Source organism: Streptomyces yatensis (assembly GCF_018069625.1).
Taxonomy (GTDB): Bacteria; Actinomycetota; Actinomycetes; order Streptomycetales; family Streptomycetaceae; genus Streptomyces; species Streptomyces yatensis.
Genome location: NZ_CP072941.1, coordinates 8,417,286 through 8,434,766, shown reverse-complemented (window position 1 = coordinate 8,434,766; position 17,481 = coordinate 8,417,286). Strand labels below are relative to the sequence as shown.

The 17,481-nt window shown below is 72.8% G+C and carries 15 protein-coding genes and 1 pseudogene; 12 read left to right on the top strand and 4 right to left on the bottom strand.

The annotated features are described in order from the left end of the window. Positions 1 to 8 precede the first annotated feature (8 nt). From J8403_RS35265 to J8403_RS35255, 3 genes are all read left to right on the top strand, one after another. Positions 9 to 1,343 carry a metal-dependent hydrolase family protein gene (locus J8403_RS35265; protein WP_211126682.1) on the top strand — a complete coding sequence of 445 codons (1,335 nt, stop codon included), beginning with the start codon at positions 9 to 11 and terminating at the stop codon, positions 1,341 to 1,343. Continuing rightward, the gene (locus tag J8403_RS35260; protein WP_246586143.1) at positions 1,343 to 2,974 is read left to right on the top strand and encodes an AbgT family transporter; all 1,632 of its coding nucleotides are present in this window, start codon (positions 1,343 to 1,345) and stop codon (positions 2,972 to 2,974) included. Before J8403_RS35265 ends, J8403_RS35260 begins: the two co-directional genes overlap by 1 nt. Before the next feature lie 235 nt (positions 2,975 to 3,209). Beyond that, entirely contained in the window at positions 3,210 to 4,643 is a 1,434-nt protein-coding gene (locus tag J8403_RS35255) for an amidase (RefSeq protein ID WP_211126680.1), read from the top strand. 19 nt (positions 4,644 to 4,662) lie between these two features. Here the strand turns inward: J8403_RS35255 and J8403_RS35250 are convergent, their stop codons facing one another. Continuing rightward, positions 4,663 to 5,667 (bottom strand): threonine ammonia-lyase, encoded by a 1,005-nt coding sequence (locus tag J8403_RS35250; protein WP_246586142.1) that lies wholly within the window; start codon positions 5,665 to 5,667, stop codon positions 4,663 to 4,665. 175 nt (positions 5,668 to 5,842) lie between these two features. Continuing rightward, positions 5,843 to 6,451, bottom strand: coding sequence for a TetR/AcrR family transcriptional regulator (locus J8403_RS35245; RefSeq protein WP_211126678.1), 609 nt, complete (start codon positions 6,449 to 6,451; stop codon positions 5,843 to 5,845). A 96-nt stretch (positions 6,452 to 6,547) separates the two neighbouring features. Here J8403_RS35245 and J8403_RS35240 point away from each other — a divergent pair, with 96 nt between their 5' ends. Next, positions 6,548 to 7,297: an SDR family oxidoreductase gene (locus J8403_RS35240; RefSeq protein ID WP_211126677.1), complete on the top strand. Its 750-nt coding sequence runs from the start codon at positions 6,548 to 6,550 to the stop codon at positions 7,295 to 7,297. Positions 7,298 to 7,321: 24 nt separating this feature from the next. Here J8403_RS35240 and J8403_RS35235 read toward each other — a convergent pair whose 3' ends face one another. Further along, positions 7,322 to 8,074 carry a DUF6328 family protein gene (locus tag J8403_RS35235; protein WP_211126676.1) on the bottom strand — a complete coding sequence of 251 codons (753 nt, stop codon included), beginning with the start codon at positions 8,072 to 8,074 and terminating at the stop codon, positions 7,322 to 7,324. 209 nt (positions 8,075 to 8,283) lie between these two features. Here J8403_RS35235 and J8403_RS44840 point away from each other — a divergent pair. Then, positions 8,284 to 9,048, top strand: a pseudogene (locus tag J8403_RS44840) (RsbRD N-terminal domain-containing protein); the annotation flags it as partial. 82 nt (positions 9,049 to 9,130) lie between these two features. Then, complete coding sequence (locus tag J8403_RS35225) at positions 9,131 to 9,568, top strand: helix-turn-helix domain-containing protein (protein WP_211126675.1); 438 nt, start codon at positions 9,131 to 9,133, stop codon at positions 9,566 to 9,568. On the opposite strand, the gene J8403_RS35220 is transcribed toward J8403_RS35225, so the two are convergent. After that, positions 9,551 to 10,606: a GlxA family transcriptional regulator gene (locus J8403_RS35220; RefSeq protein ID WP_246586140.1), complete on the bottom strand. Its 1,056-nt coding sequence runs from the start codon at positions 10,604 to 10,606 to the stop codon at positions 9,551 to 9,553. The genes J8403_RS35225 and J8403_RS35220 overlap by 18 nt on opposite strands. Positions 10,607 to 10,808: 202 nt before the next feature. Here J8403_RS35220 and J8403_RS35215 point away from each other — a divergent pair, with 202 nt between their 5' ends. The 6 genes from J8403_RS35215 (at position 10,809) to J8403_RS35190 (ending at position 17,430) form a co-directional block, all read left to right on the top strand. Continuing rightward, entirely contained in the window at positions 10,809 to 11,738 is a 930-nt protein-coding gene (locus J8403_RS35215) for an NADP-dependent oxidoreductase (protein ID WP_211128592.1), read from the top strand. Between the two features lie 231 nt (positions 11,739 to 11,969). Continuing rightward, entirely contained in the window at positions 11,970 to 13,034 is a 1,065-nt protein-coding gene (locus J8403_RS35210; protein ID WP_211126674.1) for a glutaminase, read from the top strand. A 135-nt stretch (positions 13,035 to 13,169) separates the two neighbouring features. Further along, complete coding sequence (locus J8403_RS35205; protein ID WP_211126673.1) at positions 13,170 to 13,439, top strand: hypothetical protein; 270 nt, start codon at positions 13,170 to 13,172, stop codon at positions 13,437 to 13,439. Between the two features lie 207 nt (positions 13,440 to 13,646). Then, on the top strand, positions 13,647 to 15,131 hold the full coding sequence (locus J8403_RS35200) for a long-chain-fatty-acid--CoA ligase (protein ID WP_211126672.1): 1,485 nt from the start codon (positions 13,647 to 13,649) through the stop codon (positions 15,129 to 15,131). Positions 15,132 to 15,535: 404 nt separating this feature from the next. Next, positions 15,536 to 16,402, top strand: coding sequence for a helix-turn-helix transcriptional regulator (locus J8403_RS35195; RefSeq protein ID WP_211126671.1), 867 nt, complete (start codon positions 15,536 to 15,538; stop codon positions 16,400 to 16,402). A 44-nt stretch (positions 16,403 to 16,446) separates the two neighbouring features. Beyond that, the gene (locus tag J8403_RS35190; protein WP_211126670.1) at positions 16,447 to 17,430 is read left to right on the top strand and encodes a quinone oxidoreductase family protein; all 984 of its coding nucleotides are present in this window, start codon (positions 16,447 to 16,449) and stop codon (positions 17,428 to 17,430) included. The last annotated feature ends 51 nt before the right edge of the window (positions 17,431 to 17,481 follow it).

The window sequence follows — 17,481 nt, the reverse complement described above, 5'->3', positions numbered from 1 at the left end:
CGCCCGCCATGACGGATGCCACGACGCATGAGACCGCCAGGACTGCCAGGACCGACAGGGCCGCACTGCGTGTGCACCATGCCCGGCTCATCGACGGCACGGGTGCCTCCCCCGTGGACGACGCCGTCATCACCGTCGATGCCGAGGGGACCATCACCTACGCCGGACCCGCCGCGACCGCGCCTCCGGAGCCCGAGGGCGCGTCCCCGGTCCGGGACGTCGACGCGGGCGGCCGGACCGTGCTGCCCGGCTTCTTCGACTGCCACGTCCATCTCGCCTACGCCCACCGGGCCCACCCCGGACGTCATGGCGAACTCGATCCGGTGCTGGTCACCTATGACACGGCCACGCGGCTGCGGCAGACCCTCGACGCGGGCATCACCACCGCCCGCGACCTGGGCGGGCTGGCGGCGGGCTACCGAACGGCGGTGGAGACCGGACGCATCGCGGGCCCGCGGCTGCACACGGCCGTGCGGATCATCGGCCACACCGGTGGCCACTCCGACTTCCGGCTGCTCGACGGCACGGACCTGACCGGCGGTGAGATGGCCGACCTCGCCGACACCGTGGACGAGGCCCGGCTGGCCGTACGCAAGGTGCTGCGCGCGGGCGCCGACGTGATCAAGATCTGCGCCACCGGCGGTATGGCCAGCCCGTACGACCAGCCCGAGGACGAGGGCCTGCGGGAAGAGGAGATCCGCGCGGTCGTGGACGAGGCGCGGCGGCACGGTGGCACGCCGGTCGCCGCCCACGCCCAGGGCACCGCGGGCATCCTCAACGCCATCCGCGGCGGTGTCACCAGCATCGAGCACGGCTACGGGCTGGATGAGCGGGCGCTGGAGCTGGCGGGTGAGCGCGGCGTCTTCGTCGTCCCGACGCTGTCCGCCGCGTTCGCGCGCATCGACAAGGACACGATGCCGGAGTACCAGTACCAGAAGAAGACCCGCTGGTCCGGTATCACCAAGGAGAACATCTCCCGTGCCATCGAGCGGGGCGCCCGTATCGCGCTCGGCACGGACGCGGCCATCGCCCCGCACGGTGTGAACCTCAGGGAGCTCGGACACCTGGTGGACCTCGGCATGGACCCCATGGCGGCCATCGTGGCCGGCACCCGCGCGTCCGCCGAACTCCTCGGCCTGGCCGACCGGCTCGGCACCCTTGTCCCCGGCCGCACCGCCGACCTGATCATCTGTGACGGCGATCCGCTCACGGACATCGGCGTCCTCGGCGACCCGGCCCACGTCGTCTGCGTGGTCCAGGACGGTGTGCTCCGCAAGGACCTGCTGTCCCCGGCCACCACCACCCGGGCCACCCCAGCCGTCCCGGCCGTAAGGCGGCCATGATGTCCTCACTGCACAGCCTCCCCACCCCGGACCGTCAGGCCGCGGGCAGTCAGACCCAGGACAATCGGGCCCCGGACGGGAAGAGCCCGGACGGGAAGACACCGCAGGACCCGCGGCCCACCGGGCTCGACCGGCTGCTCTCCCTGATCGAGCGGGCGGGCAACGCCCTGCCCAACCCCGTCGTCCTGTTCGCCGCGCTCTTCGCCCTGCTGGCCGTCGTCTCCACCGCGCTCGACCTCGCCGACGTCTCCGCCGCGGTGCCGGGCTCGGCGGAGACCAAGCACATCACCGGTCTGCTCACCGGCGAAGGACTGCGCTGGCTGCTGGAGAACCTGGTCCTCAACTTCGCCACCTTCCCGCCCATCGGCACGGTCCTGACGCTGTTCATGGTCGTCGGCCTGGCGGAGAAGACCGGTCTGCTGAACACCCTGATGCGGGCCACGCTGGCCCGCGCCCCCAAGGCCGTACTTCCGTACGCGCTGGCGCTCTTCGCCTGCCAGGCGCATGTGATGACCGATGTCGCCGCGCTCGTCTTCCCGCCACTGGCGGCCATGGTGTTCAAAAGCGCGGGCCGCCACCCCGTGGCAGGTCTCATCGGCGCCTTCGCCTGCGTCAGCGCGGGCTACGCCGCCGGATTCACCGTCGGCTCGCTCGACGCCACCTACGTCGGCATCACCCAGCAGGCGGCCTCGGCGCTCCCCGCCGGCGACGGGCTCCACATCCATCTGCTCATCAATTACTTCTTCACCGCCTCCAGCAGCATCGTGCTCGGCCTGCTCGGCGGTTTCCTCATCAGCCGGGTGATCGAGCCGCGCCTCGGTCCCTATCAGGCGGCCGAGGGCGAGCCCGAGCCCGAGGACCTGACCCTCACGCGCGACCAGCGCCGCGGTCTGCTGTACACCGGGCTCGTCGTCGCCGCCTACCTGGCGGCGGTCCTCGCCCTGTGGCTGCCCTCCGGAGCCCCGCTGCGCGGCGAGGGCGGGGCCTTGCTGCCGTCCCCGGTGCTGACCGGAATGGTCCCGATCGTGTTCTTCGGCTTCCTCCTGGCGGCCGTCACCTATGCCATGGCGGCCAGGACCCTCACCACCGCCGAGGAAATGATCACGGCCGTCTCCGACTCGCTGAAGACCATGTCCGGCTACCTCGTGATGATGTTCGTGGCGGCTCAGGTCATCGCGCTCTTCAACTGGTCCAACGTCGGCATCCTGCTGGCCGTGAAGGCCGCCGCGGCCCTCAACTCCATCGGGCTCACGGGCTTCTGGGTCATCGCGGCATTCGTCCTGCTGACCGCCTGCCTCAACCTCTTCATCGTCTCCGGCTCCGCCCTGTGGTCCCTGGCCGGCCCCATCTTCGTACCGGCGTTCATGCTGCTCGGGATGAGCCCCGCGCTCAGCCAGGCGGCGTTTCGCATCGGGGACTCCGCCACCGGCATCCTCACGCCGATGAACCCGTACCTCTTCCTGATCCTCGGCATGCTCCGGCAGTACGAACCCGAGGCCCGGCTCGGTACCCTCATCGCCCGCCTGGCGGTCTTCGCCGTGCCGTTCCTGGTGGTGTGGCTGGCGATCCTGGGCGTCTTCTACGGGTTCGGCCTGCCACTGGGGCCCGGTGCGCACATCGGCATGAAGTGACCGCGCACACGACTCCGCGACGCGGTCGGGCCTCGGGACACTCCGCTGCCGGTGGCCGGTCACCCCCACGCCCCTTCCCCCGCCAAGCACGGCTCGGTGGGAAGCATGGCGCCTCCGTCGTCGGTCGGGACTGGGACGCTACGGCCGTCTCGCACCGACCGCCACGCATCCGGACCGCTCAGCGGACCGGTTGGCGCATGTTCCGCCACCCCCACACAGATCAGGAGAGAACCGCATGACCACGCTGGCCACGATGGACGCACTGGACCAGGCGGACCTGGTACGCCGGGGCGAGGTGTCCCCACGAGAACTCGTCGAGGCTGCCATCGAGCGCATCGAGGCAACCGACCCGCAGATCAACGCGATCACACACCGGCGGTACGAGCGGGCGCTCGCGGAGGCGGACCGGGTGCCCCGGGACGCCCCGTTCGCGGGAGTGCCCACGCTGACCAAGGCCCTCAACGACAGCGAGGGCGACCCGGCCAACTTCGGATGCGCGTGGGTGGCCGCACACGGTCGCACCGCGCGGGAGGACGCCGTGGTCAACCGGCGGCTCAAGGAGGCGGGCTTCGTCGTTGTCGGCCAGACCTCGGCGCCGGAGTTCGGCCTGCTCTCGGTCAGCGAGAGCCGCGTGCACGGTGTGACGCGGAACCCGTGGCGTACCGATATCACCCCGGGTGGTTCCTCGGGTGGCGCGTCGGCTTCGGTCGCCGCGGGCATGGTGCCGGTCGCGCAGGGCGGGGACGGCGGCGGCTCGATCCGGATGCCGGCCGCGTTCTGCCACCTGGTCGGCCTGAAGCCCAGTGTGGGGCGCATCAGCGCGGGTCCGGGCAAGTCCAGCAGGTGGGGGCACAGCGTCCCGGCCGTGGTCACCCGGACCGTGCGCGACACGGCGGCGGTGCTCGACGCGGTGAGCGGTGGCGCGCCCGGAGACCTGGGCGGCCCCGCGCCACTTCCGCCGGGCGGCCTGGCCGCGATGGTCGTCCGTGATCCGGGGCGGCTGCGGATCGGTGTCCTCGCCCATGCGCCCGACCACGCGCCGCAGGTGGCGGATGAGGTGCGGGAGGCCGTTCTCGACACGGCCCGGATACTCGAACGGCTCGGCCACGAGGTCGAGGAGGCGTATCCGGCACGCATGCTCGAACCCCGGTGCCTCGAGGCGTTCTTCGACGCGCTGAGTGTTACCGCGGTACAGAGCGTCGAGGCGCTGACCAGGGAACTCGGCGAGGAGCCTGGCCCCGACGACCTCGACCCCGTCACCTGGCTCTGGGTGCGGCGCGGGCGGGAGATCACCGGGCTGGAGCTCGCCGACGCCCTGGTCTGGCAGAACGGGCTCCGGGCCGCCATGGCCCACTGGTGGCAGGAGTTCGACCTGCTGCTGAGCCCGGTGTTCGCCACACCGCCGGGGCCGGTGGGGTGGCCGTGGCGGGAGCCGGACGGCCTCCGGAAGTCGGTGGACGTGCTCACCTTCACGGCGCCGTTCAACACCACCGGCCAGCCCGCGATCGCGGTACCGGCGGCGCTGACCGAGGCCGGCGAGCCCATCGGCATCCAGCTGGCCGCGGCCTACGGACGGGAGGACCTGCTGGTGTCCGTGGCCGCGCGGCTGGAGGCGGAGCGCCCCTGGGCGTCACATCGGCCACAGGTCTTCCCGGCCGAGGGGATGTAGCACTCCCCGGTGGGGCGGTTCAGTCCGCCAGGGCCCGGCGGTAGACCGCGGGATCGACGTTGCCGCCCGATGCCACGAGCGCCACGGTCCCGCCCTGTACGTCCACCTGCCCGGACAGCAGGGCCGCCAGGGACGCGGCGCCGCCCGGCTCGACCACGATCTTGAGGAGACGGTGGGCCACGGCCATGGCGGCCAGGGCTTCCTCGTCGGTGACGGTCAGGCCGGTCACCTCGTGCTGGCGCAGGACGGCCAGCGGGCGCGCACCGGCCGCCGGGCCGGAGATGGCGTCCATGAGGCCGCCGGGCGGGTGGGGGTTGGCGCACACGTGGCCGCTCTCCAGCGACCGTGCCATCTTGTCGAAGCCCGCCGGTTCGACGATGTGGTGCGCCAGGCCGGGGAATGTGTGGTGGAGCGCGGTGATCACACCGGCGGCCAGCCCGCCACCACTGCAGTTCACCAGGACCGCCTCCGGGGTCAGGCCCAGCTCGCGCGCCTGCTCGGCGATCTCCAGGCCGACGGTGCCCTGCCCGGCCATGACCCGGGGGTCGTCGAAGGGCGGGATCAGCGTCATCCCACGGTCCTGAAGAATCTTCTGGGCGACCTCCTCCCGGTCCTCGGTCCGCGGGTCGTACAGCACCGTCTCGGCGCCCCACCAGCGGCAGTTGTCGGCCTTGATGCGCGGGGCGTGCCGCGGCATGACGATGACCGCGGGACACCCGGCGAGCCGCGCCGCCGCGGCCACGCCCTGCCCGTGGTTGCCGGCCGAGTAGGCCACGATCCCGGCGCGGCGCGCCTCCTCGTCCAGGGTGAGCAGGGCGTTGAGCGCCCCGCGCACCTTGAACGAGCCGGTCAGCTGCAGGCATTCGGCCTTGACCAGGACGCGGGCGCCCACGAGCTCGTCCAGCATCGGGGAGTTGAGCAGAGGTGTCCGGACCACCTGGCCGGACAGGCGCCGCGCGGCCTCGTGGATGGCGTCGATACCGAAGCCGGGCACGGGGCCGTCCCCGACGGCCGCCACGCTCACTTGCGGGGACTCGGGCGGACGCGCCCCCTGCTCCCCGGGTCGGTTGTGGATCTGGGACAACGGTGGGTGTCCTCTCGCGTGGTCGGGGCGGGGTCCGGCATCGGCAGGGTACGCGGGCTGGCCGTCCGCCCGGTCGCCCGAGAGCCGACCGGGCACGGCCGGCCCGGCGGTCGGGTCAGGCGGGCGGCCAGTTGCCCAGGGCCAGGTCGGCCACCTGCTGCAGGTCGTCGCGGGTGGCGCCGCCGACGGCCTGGACGGCGATGCCGTTCGCCACGGTCATGAGGTAGCGGGCGAGCAGCTCGGGATCGGTGTCCGGGGGCAGGTCGCCTTCGTCGACGGCCCGCCGGAACCGGTCACGGAGGTGGGAGACGCCCTCGTCGCGCCAGGCGACGAGGGCCTCGCGGGCGTTGCGCCCAGGGGCGCCGGCGGCGAGGGAGCCCTGGACTCCGAGGCATCCGGCGGGGCAGTCGGGGCGGGTGGTGGCCCGGACGGAGCCGCCCAGGAACGCGGTGGCCACCTGCCGGGCGGTCGGCTCCCGCAGGGCCCGGGCCGCGTACGAGGCGGGGCCTTCGGTGTAGCGCTCCAGCGCCCTGCGGAACAGGTCCTCCTTGTTGCCGAAGGCCGCGTACATGCTGGTGCGGGTGATGCCCATGGCGCTGGTCAGGTCGGTGAGGCTGGCGCCTTCGTAGCCCTGTTCCCAGAAGACCCGCATGGCGCGTTCGAGGGCCTCGTCGGCGTCGAATCCTCGCGGCCGGCCGATCGACGCCTTCTGGTGCGTATCCATGGTCCCCACCCTATCTCTTCCGCACCGATCGGTACGGAAGTGCTATGGTCTTATTCGGTACCGATCGGTACTGAACTCTTTGGGGAGGTCATTCTCATGGGACAGCTCGAGGGCAAGACCGCCGTCGTAACCGGCGGCGGCACCGGTATCGGCCTGGCCACCGCCGTACGGCTGGCGGACGAGGGCGCACACGTGTTCATCACCGGCCGGCGCAAGACCCAGCTGGACGCGGCCGTGGAGACCATCGGCTCGGCGAGGGCCACCGCGGTGGCGGGTGACATCTCGAACCTCGCCGACCTGGACCGGCTGTACGACACCGTCCGCGCCCGGGGCCGGGGGCTGGACGTGCTGTTCGCCAACGCCGCCGCCGCGTCGTTCGCCACACTGGAGCAGGTCACCGAGGAGCACTTCGACCAGACCTTCGACGTCAATGTGCGGGGCACGCTGTTCACCGTGCAGAAGGCTCTGCCGCTGCTCAACGACGGCGCCTCGGTGATCCTCAACTCCTCGGTGCGCGCCGATGACGGTGTCGCGGCGTTCGGCACCTACGCGGCCTCCAAGGCGGCACTCCGGTCCTTCTCCCGGACCTGGGCCAACGAGCTCAAGGACCGGAACATCCGGGTCAACGTGGTCTCCCCGGGCACCATCGACACTCCCGCGCTCGACAGCGTGGCCGCCACGGCGGACGCGCCCGTCACCAAGGCGGACTTCGCCGCGGGTGTCCCGCTCGGCCGGATCGGGCGTGCGGACGAGGTCGCCAACGCGGTGGTCTTCCTCGCCTCCGAGCAGAGCAGCTTCATCCTCGGCGCCAACCTGTACGTCGACGGGGGCGAGAACCAGTTCTGACCGCCACCGGCCGCCCCCGCCACGTCAGCGGGCCTCGGGGGCAACCGGCCCATCGGGCACGGCCGTCGCGCCGGTGTGCACACCCTTCGGCCTGACCGGCCGTATCCGTCTGCGGATGTGCATCGGCCCGAGCAGCCACAGCAGCAGAAACCAGAACAGGGCCGCGGCGCCGCTGATGAGAGCGGGGACGCCCCCGATCGCCATATCCATGATCAGCGTCATGGCGGTGCTGAGTGCCAGGGCGAGAAACGCCATCCCCGCTACCAGGCAGCGATTGGCGGAATCGACCAGGGCGTCCCGGGCGTGGTCGCCCCGGACGAGCCGGTGCAGGGCGGCGGGCGCGAGGAGCGTACCGGCCGCGCCGAGCGCGCAGCCGAGCGCGGCGCAGTAGGTCCACTGCTGAAACGCGGTCGGCTGCGCGAACTTCGGGGTCACCCCGAGGGTGAGCAGGGACGCGAAGAGGATCTGGATGCCGCACTGGGCGATGCGCACCTCCTGAAGGATCTCGGCGTACCGGCGGTGGAGCCGCTCGGTGTGCCGCTGGGTGACCGTCGGCCGCTGGTCGGTGTGGTGGGCGGGCGCACTCCCCGGCGGGGGCGGGCCCTGGTGCGCCACGGGGGGTGCGGGGCGGGGCAGCGGCATCGTGCTCGCCACCACGGCGCCCTGCTTCGCCTGGTGCGCGTGCCGGTGTCCCGGCTCGAACCACCCCTTGTGCTCGGCGGGTTCGAGCCACCCCTCGTGCTCGCCGTCCGGTGCGCGGTACTGCATCTCCTGCATCGCATTCGCCTCCTTGAGCGGATACCCGTGACGCGAGTGCGCCGGGTCCGTGAACGGCGGGGATCTCGGTTGGCTCACGGTATGGGTGGGCCCGAACTGCCGCTCTGTTCCGGTGCACAGCCTCTGGCGGGGCCGGTTGTGCAGAGCGCGTTCGCCTGCCGTTCAGCCTCTGTTCTCAGTTGAGTCGGCGTGTTCTCAAGCCGACGGCCATGGGCTGTTCACGCAGTGGAAATCCCTCGCTACTCTCCCGACACATGTCGGCAGATTCCCGCACCGCCTTTACGGCGGTGGCCCATCGCATGCTCAGCCAGGTCCCGGAACTCAGCCGCCGCATCGTGGGGCAGATCGTCGCGCAGGAGCCGATGTACCAGGCGATCGGAGCCGTACCGCTGGAGATCCTCACCGCATCGGTGCAGGAGAACCTGCGGGCGATCCTGGAGTCCCTGGCGGGAGTCGAGCGCCCGCCGGAGGAGGAACTGGCGGTGGCGCGCACCACCGGACGCCGCCGGGCCCAGCAGGGGGTGCCGCTGGAGGCGGTGTTACGCGCCTTCCGGCTCGCCACCGAGCTGGTGCTCAATTCGCTGCTGGCCGAGGTCAAGGGCCGCTCCCACACCGAACTGACGGAATTCCTGCAGGTCACCACGGCCGTCATGAACGTCATGGACCGTCACTCCGAGGCCGTTGTGCAGGGCTACCGCACCACCGAGGCCGAGTTGCAGCGCCGGGACGCGCAGCGCCGGCAGGCCACCTTCGACGCCCTTCTGGAGGGCCGCGGCGGCGACCCCCAACTGGCCGCCGAGGCACTGGAGATCCTCGGCCTGCCGGCCACCGGCCCGTACGCCGTGGCGGTGGCGACGTTCGACATCGCCGCCCACCACACCTTCAGCGCCGCCCGCGACGCCTGCGCGGCCTACTCCTTCCCGGCCGCCTGGCGTATCCGCGGCGACCGCGAGATCGGCCTGGTGGCACTCGGCCACTCCAGCGTGCCCCGGCTGATCAGGGCGCTGGGCCGCAACCCCGTCCGGCCGGATCGGCATCTCCGACCCCTTCGACGCGATGCACGAACTGCCCGAGGCCCACCGTTCGGCCGATGTCGCCCTGCAGACCGTGCGGCACGAGGGCGACGAGGTGGCGTGGATCGCCGAACGTCTGCCCGAGGCCCTCGTCATCTCCAGCCCGGCCCTCGCCGAGCGGCTGACCAGGCGCGCCCTGGGCGCGGTGCTCGACCTGCCGGACGACGAGCGGGAGGTGCTGCTCAAGACGCTGACGCTCTGGTACCAGAGCGGCCGCTCCGCCGCCCGTGCGGCCGGTGTGCTGTACTGCCACCGCAATACGATCCTCAACCGGCTGCGCCGCATCGAGCAGCTCTGCGGCAACTCGCTGGAGGACCACCGCTTCCTCCTGGCCAGCTATCTCGGCCTGCTCACGCTCGACCTGCGGCCGGGTGCGCAGCACACACCGGCCGGCAGCGGCCGCTCAGCCCCCGGCCCGTGACGCTTCCCTGACGCCGCCCGCGGCCGGACCCGAGGCGCGGAAGGTGCGCCGGTACGCCGACGGCGCCACCCCCGCCTCCGCCGCCAGGTGCCGCCGCAGCGAGGTGGCGGTGGCGAAGCCGACCTCGTGGGCGACCCGTTCCACCGGCAGATCGCTGGACTCCAGCAGATGCCGCGCCCGCCGCAGCCGCTGCTGGGTCAGCCAGCGGCCGGGGCTCAGACCGGTCTCCTCCCGGAAGCGCCGGGCGAAGGTGCGGGTGCTCATCGCCGCGTGCGCGGCCAGGTCGTCCAGCGACAGAGGAAGTTCCAGGCGCCGCAGCGCCCAGTCGCGGGTCGGCCCGGTGCCGGTTTCGCTCGCCGGCGGCAGCGGCCGCTCGATGTACTGCGCCTGCCCGCCGTCCCGGTAGGGCGGCACGACACAGCAGCGGGCGACGTGGTTGGCCACCTCGCTGCCGTGGTCCCGGCGCACCAGGTGCAGGCAGACGTCGATACCGCTCGCCGCCCCCGCGGAGGTCAGCACGTCACCGTGGTCGATGAAGAGCACGCCGGCGTCGAGCTCGACCCGGGGGAACAGCTCCCGGAAGTGGCCGGTGAGCGCCCAGTGGGTGGTGGCCCGGCGCCCGTCCAGGAGACCGGCGGCGGCCAGCAGGAAGGCGCCGGTGCAGATGGACACCAGCCGGGTGCCGGGGCGGACACGGGCCAGGGCGGCCAGGGCCCGCGGATCCGGGGCGGCGGCCGAGGCGCGGGTGATCGCGTACGGAGGGATGACCACGGTGTCCGCCTCGGCCAGCACCTCCGGGCCGTGGCCGGGGGTGACGGTCAGATCCGCGTCGGTGCGCACGGGCCGCCCGTCCACGCTCGCGGACAGCACCTCGTAACGGCCGTCGGCGGAGCCCAGGACCCGGTGCGGAATGCCGAGTTCGAAGGGGTAGACGCCGTCGAGGGCGAGGACGACGACCTTGTGGGCGCCGGGCCGGGGCTCCGGGCGCATCCGGCGGTCCAGTTCGGCCGCGCGGTGGGCGGCAGGGTCGATAGGCATGGCAGGAATGTATCGGAGGCTGACCTTCTGGCCATCGCCTCGGGCCGGACCGTACGGCGAGGATCGAGCCATGACTTCGACGAATGCCCCTACGACGCGCATCTCTTCGGCGGACGCCGCCTCGGCCGGCACCCCCTCGGCCGGCACCCCCGAGCACCTCGACTCCCCGGCCCCGGCCGCCGCCCCTGACGGCGCCCCCGTGATGCTCGCCCTGCACCAGACGGCCCTCGGCGGCCCCGAGGTCCTGCGGCTGACCGAGCTGCCGCGGCCCGCGCCCGGCCCCGGCGAGATCCTCGTCGCCGTGCACGCCGCCGGACTCAACCCCACGGACTTCAAGCACCGCGCCCTGAGCATCTTCCTGCCGCCCCCGCCACTGACCCTCGGCTGGGACGTCTCCGGCACCGTGGTGGAGACCGGCTTCGGCGTCACCCTCTTCCGGCCCGGTGACGAGGTGTTCGGCATGCTGCCCTACCCGTACGGGGCGGGTTCCCACGCCGAGTACGTGACCGGCCCCGCCCGCGCCTTCGCCACCAAGCCCGCCGGGATCGACCACGTCCAGGCGGCCGCGCTGCCGCTGGCGGCGCTCACCGCCTGGCAGGCCCTCGTCGACACCGCGGACCTGCGGCCCGGGCAGCGGGTGCTGATCCACGCCGCGGCCGGCGGTGTCGGCCATCTCGCCGTACAGCTCGCCAAGGAGCGCGGCGCGCACGTCACCGGGACGGCGAGCGCCCCCAAGCACGACTTCCTGCGCGAACTCGGTGCGGATGCCTGCGTCGACCACCGCTCCGAGGACTTCACCGACACCGACGAGCGCTACGACGTCGTCCTCGACGCCCTCGGCGGGGAGAACGCCACCCGTTCGGTGGGCGTGCTGCGCCCGGGCGGCGTGCTCGTCTCCCTGCTGCCGGGCGCCGAGGACACCCGGGCCGCGGCGGAGCAGGCGCGGGTCCGCGCCGTCACCCTGCTCGTCGAGCATGACCAGGCCGGGATGCGCGCCATCGCCGAGCTCGTCGAGCGGGGCAGGCTCCGCGCCCATGTCTCCGGCACCTTCCCGCTCGCCGAGGGCGCCCGGGCCCACATCCAGGGGGAGACCGGCCGCACCACGGGCAAGCTGGTCATCACCGTGCGCTGAGCCGGAATGGCCCGGGGGCCGTCCCGGCCGGCGGCACCGGACGGCCCACCGTGGCCGAACCGCACGGCGCCACGCCCACTCGTTCACGATTCAGATACCGGCTCGGCTAGTTCCGCGGCACAACGCGCTGTGTCCATCCCTGTGCGTACGGCCAGCGCGTAAGCCACGGAACGGCTGCTTCCATCGCTGGACCACCCCGGTCCACTCCCGATACAGCGTGTGGAGGCACCGTTGAGCACTGCCCCGAGCCCCTTGCCGGATCCCCGCCCGGCGCCCGCCGATCCGCCGGACCTGCCCCGGCGGAACACCCTCGCCGCCCCCGCCGGGCGCGACGCGGTCGGCACCGACTTCGACGGCTTCACCGCGGCCGTCGCCGATATCCACCGCCGTCTGCTGCCCGACCGGCGGGGCCGGGTGGCCGGACACCTGCCGGCCCCGAGCCAGGCCGGTCCCGACCGGTTCGCCGTGTCGGTGTGCACGGTCGGCGGGCAGCGGTTCTCCGTCGGCGACTCCCGTACCCCCTTCGCCGTCCAGTCGGTGTGCAAACCGGTCAACTACCTGATGGCGCTGGACGAACACGGTCCGGAGGTGGTCCATCAGCACGTCGGCCACGAGCCCGGCGGGCACGGATTCGCCGCCCCGACGCTCACCCCTGACGGGCGCCCGCCCAACCCGATGACCAACTCCGGGGCGATCACGACCTGTTCGCTGCTGGAGCCGCGGCACGACCCCGAGACCAGGTTCGCCCGGGTCCTGGACACCTGGCGGCGGCTGTACGGCGGCACCACCGCGCCCGAGTTCGACGAGGAGGGCCTCCACTCCGAGAAGAGCACCCTGGTCCGCGACATCGCCCTGAGCCACTGGCTGCGAGAGCTGGACGCGCTGCCGCCCGGCACCGGGCTGAAGGAGACGCTCTCCTTCTACCTCACGTGCTGTTCCATCCAGCTCGACACCCATGCGCTGAGCGCCGCCGCCACTCTCGCGGGCGGCGGGCGGAATCCGGTGACCGGCGAGCGCGTCGTCTCCGCGGTCTCGGTGCGCCGCTGTCTGGCCATGATGGCGGCCTGCGGGTTGTACGACTCCTCCGTGGAGTTCGCGTACACCGTCGGACTGCCCGCGAAAAGCGGTGTCTCCGGCGCCCTGATGGTGGTGATCCCGCAGGTGATGGGCGTGTGCGTATGGTCTCCCCGGCTCGACGGGCGCGGCAACTCCGTGCGCGGTGTCGAGTTCTGCCGCGAGCTGGTGTCCCGGTTCGCCTTCCACATGTACGACATCCCGGGCGAGGGAGACCACTGATGCCCCGGCAGACGCGGGCCCACGGAGGCATGCCCGCCCGGGCGGCGGCGACTGTGCCCGCCGGGCCTCGTCCGGGCGTACGACGACCGCAGTGCCCGGCTGCTGGCGCGCCTCGGCGTCCGGCGCGGCTCCCGTGTGCTGCTACTGGGGGCCGCGGGTTCCGGCCTGGCGCGGTGGGCGGCCGATACGGTGGGCCCGGCCGGTGAGGTCGTGGTCACCGATGTCCGGCTCTCCGGCGCGGCCGTGCGCGGCCGGCCGGGCATCCGCTTCGTGCGCAGCTCCCCCGACGCCGAACCGCTGTTCAACGAGGCTCCGTTCGACATCGTGCACACCCGGCTGGTGCTGGGTTGCCTGCGCTACGGCGAGACGGCGTTCAGGCGCCAGCTGACCCCGGCCACGATGTGATCGCCCCGACCCTGATGTCGGTGTGGGGCCGCAGGCCGGGGCCCGGCTCCCCCGTGGCCCTGGCCGAGGAGCGCCGCGCAAGGGCCCGTGCCCATGTCGCGGCGGCCAAGGGTGGGCACCCGCACATGGTTGGGACCAGCGGCGATGTCTGATTCTGGGCCCGTCGTAATCCACGGCATCCACCGCTCGGCCCTCAGGGGAGACGCCATGCTGAGTGTCGCCGCCATCCTCGGCGATTCCGCCCGCCGCCATCCGCACCGCCTCGCGATCGTCGAGGGCGACATCCGGCTCACCTACAGCGAACTGTGGGACGACGTCACGGCCTTCGCGGCGGAGCTGCGCGCCTGCGGGGTGGGTCGCGGCGACCGGGTGGCGCTGATGCTGCCCAACGGCATCGACTTCCCCCGCGCCTACTACGCCGTCCTCGCGCTCGGCGCCACCGTGGTGCCGGTGCACGCTCTGCTCGTCTGCGAGGAGGTGGTGTACATCCTGCGGCACAGCGGCGCCGTCGCCGTCATCGCGGGCGGCCCGCTGCTGGCCGTGGCAGAACCGGCGGCCGCCGAGGCGGGCATCAAGGTGCTGGACGTCGTCACCGGGCAGGGCCGGCTCGAGACCATCGAACCGACCCGGGCCGACGACATCGCCGCGGTCCTGTACACCAGCGGCACCACCGGCCGGCCCAAGGGCGCCCAGCTCACCCACCTCAACCTGGTGATGAACGCGACCGTGCTGGCGTACGACCTGATCGGCATGGTGCCGGACGACGTGGTCCTGGGCTGTCTGCCGCTGTTCCACAGCTACGGTCAGACCGGTGCGCTCAACGCCACGATGCGGGTCGGCGCGGCGCTCGTGCTCACGCCGCGGTTCACCGGGGCCGGTGCGCTGGACCTGATGGTCGGCCAGAACGTCACGGTGTTCATGGGCGTGCCCACGATGTACCACGCGCTCACCGAGGCGGCCGCCACGGACCCCCGCCGGCCCGCGCATTTGCGGGTCGCCGTCTCGGGCGGCGCGGCCCTGCCCGTGGCGCTGCTGGAGCGCTTCGAGGCCGCGTACGACACGGTGATCCTGGAGGGCTACGGACTCACCGAGACCTCGCCCGCGGCGACGTTCAACGAACACGGCCGCGGGCGGCGGCCCGGCACGGTCGGGCACGCGGTGTGGGGCGTGGAGATCGCCGTCGCCGACACCCGCGCCACGGACCGGATCGTGCCACTGCCCGACGGCGAGGTGGGCGAGGTCGTCATCCGCGGGCACAACGTGTTCCACGGCTACCTCGACGACCCGGAGGCCACGCGGGCCGCGCTGGTCGACGGATGGCTGCGCAGCGGCGACCTCGGGATGGTCGACGAGGACGGCTTCCTCGTCATCGTCGACCGCGGCAAGGACCTCATCATCCGCGGCGGCTTCAACGTCTACCCGCGCGAGGTCGAGGAGGTCCTGGCCCGGCACCCGGCCATCGCCGAGGTGTCGGTCGTCGGAGTGCCCGACGACGTCAGGGGCGAGGAGGTGTGCGCCGCCGTGGTGCTCCGGGCCGACCTGCGCGTCCCGTCCGCCCAGGAGGTCATCGTCTGGTCCCGGGAACGGCTCGGCGGGCACAAGTACCCGCGCAAGGTGGTCTTCATGACCGCCCTGCCCCTCGGCCCCACCGGCAAGGTCCTCAAGCGCGAACTGCGCAAGACCTGCTCCTGACGCCTGGAGCGGGTGGGGGGGAGCGGGCCGCCGGGATGCACACCCGGCGGCCCGCTCCCCCACGGGCACACCGCTGGGCCCGCGCCCACCACCTCGGCGACCGGTCGCGCCGCTTCCTGTGCGCAGCCCCAGGACGGGGTGAAACCCGAGCCGCCGTGCCCGTAGTCGCGCACCAGGCGGGTGCCGGTCTCGGCCTCCAGCCGGACGTTTCCGTGGTGTGCGAGCCGCGACCCCACCCGTACCGGCTCCAGTTGGGGCACGGCCGCACGCCGCCGGCGACCACTCCCACAGCGCCCCCGCCACCGCGGACACGGTGTCCGGCGAGGTGCGGTCGGCGACGACGGTCACCCGTAAACCGTTCTCATCCGGCGGAGAAGCGGAGAAGCGGCCTTAGGGTTTGTCTCATGGCCAGTGCTCGCACCTCCTTGTCCCGTGACCGCCGCCGCGCCGAGCTGCGGGAGTTCCTGCGCAGCCGCAGGGCGCGGGTCTCGCCGGCCGACGTCGGCATGCCGGACGGCGGCCGGCGGCGCACCCCGGGGCTGCGGCGCGAGGAGGTCGCGGTGCTCTCCGGGGTCGGGGTGTCGTGGTACACGTGGCTGGAGCAGGGGCGCGACATCACGGTGTCCGAGGAGGTCATCGACGCCATCGCCCGCGCGCTGCTGCTGAACGCGGCCGAACGCGCGCATCTGTACCGGCTGGCCGGGCTCAACCCGCCGCGCGACGTGCCCGCGCCCGCCGTGCCCACCTCGCCGGAGCTGCGACGGCTGCTCGACTCCTGGCTGCCGCGGCCCGGCTACGTACGCGACCGCCACTGGAACTTCACCGCGGTCAACGACATGGCCCGGGAGGTGTTCGGCTACGGCGAGACCGACCACAACTGCCTGGTCTCGTTCTTCACCAACACCCGTTACCGGGCGCTGCACCGGCACTGGGCCGAGACCGCGCCCCAGGTGGCCGCCGGCTTCCGGGCCGATGCGGCACACTACCCGGACGATCCGGAGTTCGACCGCATCGCCGGCGACCTGGCCGCGGTCAGCCCGGAGTTCGCGGAGCTGTGGGCGCGCCACGACGTGGCCGAGCACACCAGTGCGGTGAAGGCCGTCGACCACGACACGGCCGGGACCCTGGTCTTCGACGCCACGCTGCTGCCGCTGCCCGAGCACCCCGGGCACCATCTGATCCTGCACAACCCCCGCCCGGGCACCAACACCCAGCAGCGGCTGGAGGAGCTGATGCGGCGGCGCAGCCTGGTGGTGGCACACCCAGGATGAACGGACACTGCCCGACCCGCTGACCGAGCGGCAGCATCACTGCCATGAACAGCGATGACACGCAGATGAAGGCAGTGACCATCCCCGAGTTCGGCGACGCCGGGGTGCTCCGCGTCGGCACGGTGCCGATCCCCGCCCCGGGGCCGGGCCAGGTCGCCATCGACGTGGCCTACGCGGGTGCGAACTTCGCCGAGGTCCTCTACCGGCGCGGCGTGGTCGATGTGCCGCTGCCCTTCGTACCGGGCATCGAGGTTGCCGGATACGTCCGTGCCGTCGGCGAGGGCGTCGAGAATCTGTGGCCCGGCCGGCCGGTGGCCGCCCTGACGATCGTCGATTCCGGCGGCTACGCCGAGGTGGCGGTCACCTCGGCCGACCTGGTCGCCCCGCTGGACGGCCTGGACATCGGCATGGGCACGGCCGCGGCTCTGCCGTCCAACAGCACCACCGCCTTCCTGGTGCTCGACCGGGTGGCCCGCATCGCTCCGGGCGAGAGCGTCCTGGTGCACGCCGCCGCCGGCGGCGTGGGCAGCCAACTCGGCCAGGCGGCCCGTCTGTTGGGCGCGGGTCGCGTGGTGGGTACGGTCGGGAGCGCCGCCAAGATCGACACCGCGAAGGGCTTCGGCTACGACGAGGTGATCCTCCGCGACCGGCTCGCCGACGCCGGTCAGTTCGACATCGTCGTCGACATGGTCGGCGGCCCCACCCGCCGGGCGAGCCTGGACCGGCTGGCCTCCATGGGACGCCTGGTGGTCATGGGCAATGCCTCGGGCGCCGAGGACGTCGGCGTCCCGGCCAACGAACTGTGGTTCAGCAACAAGACCGTCTCCGGCTTCAATCTGGCCGCCTTCGCCGCCGCCCACCCCGACGAGGCGGGCCGGGCGCTGCGCCGTGCGGTGGCGGCCGCGGCCGAGGGAGAGCTGCGGGTGCAGGTCGAGGCTCTGCCGCTGGAACGGGCTGCCGAAGCGCACCGCCGGATCGAGGCGGGGACGACCACGGGCAAGCTGGTGCTGGACGTCGCGGCGCTATGACATCGTCGCGGCGCTATGACATCGTCGCGGCGCTATGACATCGTCGCGGCG

Bases quoted from the DNA above. Each gene is read 5' to 3' on its own strand.
- J8403_RS35220 (WP_246586140.1), bottom strand. From the start codon at position 10,606: ATGCCTATCGACCCTGCCGCCCACCGCGCGGCCGAACTGGACCGCCGG.
- J8403_RS35265 (WP_211126682.1), top strand. From the start codon at position 9: ATGACGGATGCCACGACGCATGAGACCGCCAGGACTGCCAGGACCGAC.
- J8403_RS35190 (WP_211126670.1), top strand. From the start codon at position 16,447: ATGAACAGCGATGACACGCAGATGAAGGCAGTGACCATCCCCGAGTTC.
- J8403_RS35200 (WP_211126672.1), top strand. From the start codon at position 13,647: ATGCTGAGTGTCGCCGCCATCCTCGGCGATTCCGCCCGCCGCCATCCG.
- J8403_RS35260 (WP_246586143.1), top strand. From the start codon at position 1,343: ATGTCCTCACTGCACAGCCTCCCCACCCCGGACCGTCAGGCCGCGGGC.
- J8403_RS35240 (WP_211126677.1), top strand. From the start codon at position 6,548: ATGGGACAGCTCGAGGGCAAGACCGCCGTCGTAACCGGCGGCGGCACC.
- J8403_RS35245 (WP_211126678.1), bottom strand. From the start codon at position 6,451: ATGGATACGCACCAGAAGGCGTCGATCGGCCGGCCGCGAGGATTCGAC.
- J8403_RS35195 (WP_211126671.1), top strand. From the start codon at position 15,536: ATGGCCAGTGCTCGCACCTCCTTGTCCCGTGACCGCCGCCGCGCCGAG.
- J8403_RS35215 (WP_211128592.1), top strand. From the start codon at position 10,809: ATGCTCGCCCTGCACCAGACGGCCCTCGGCGGCCCCGAGGTCCTGCGG.
- J8403_RS35235 (WP_211126676.1), bottom strand. From the start codon at position 8,074: ATGCAGGAGATGCAGTACCGCGCACCGGACGGCGAGCACGAGGGGTGG.
- J8403_RS35255 (WP_211126680.1), top strand. From the start codon at position 3,210: ATGACCACGCTGGCCACGATGGACGCACTGGACCAGGCGGACCTGGTA.
- J8403_RS35225 (WP_211126675.1), top strand. From the start codon at position 9,131: ATGCACGAACTGCCCGAGGCCCACCGTTCGGCCGATGTCGCCCTGCAG.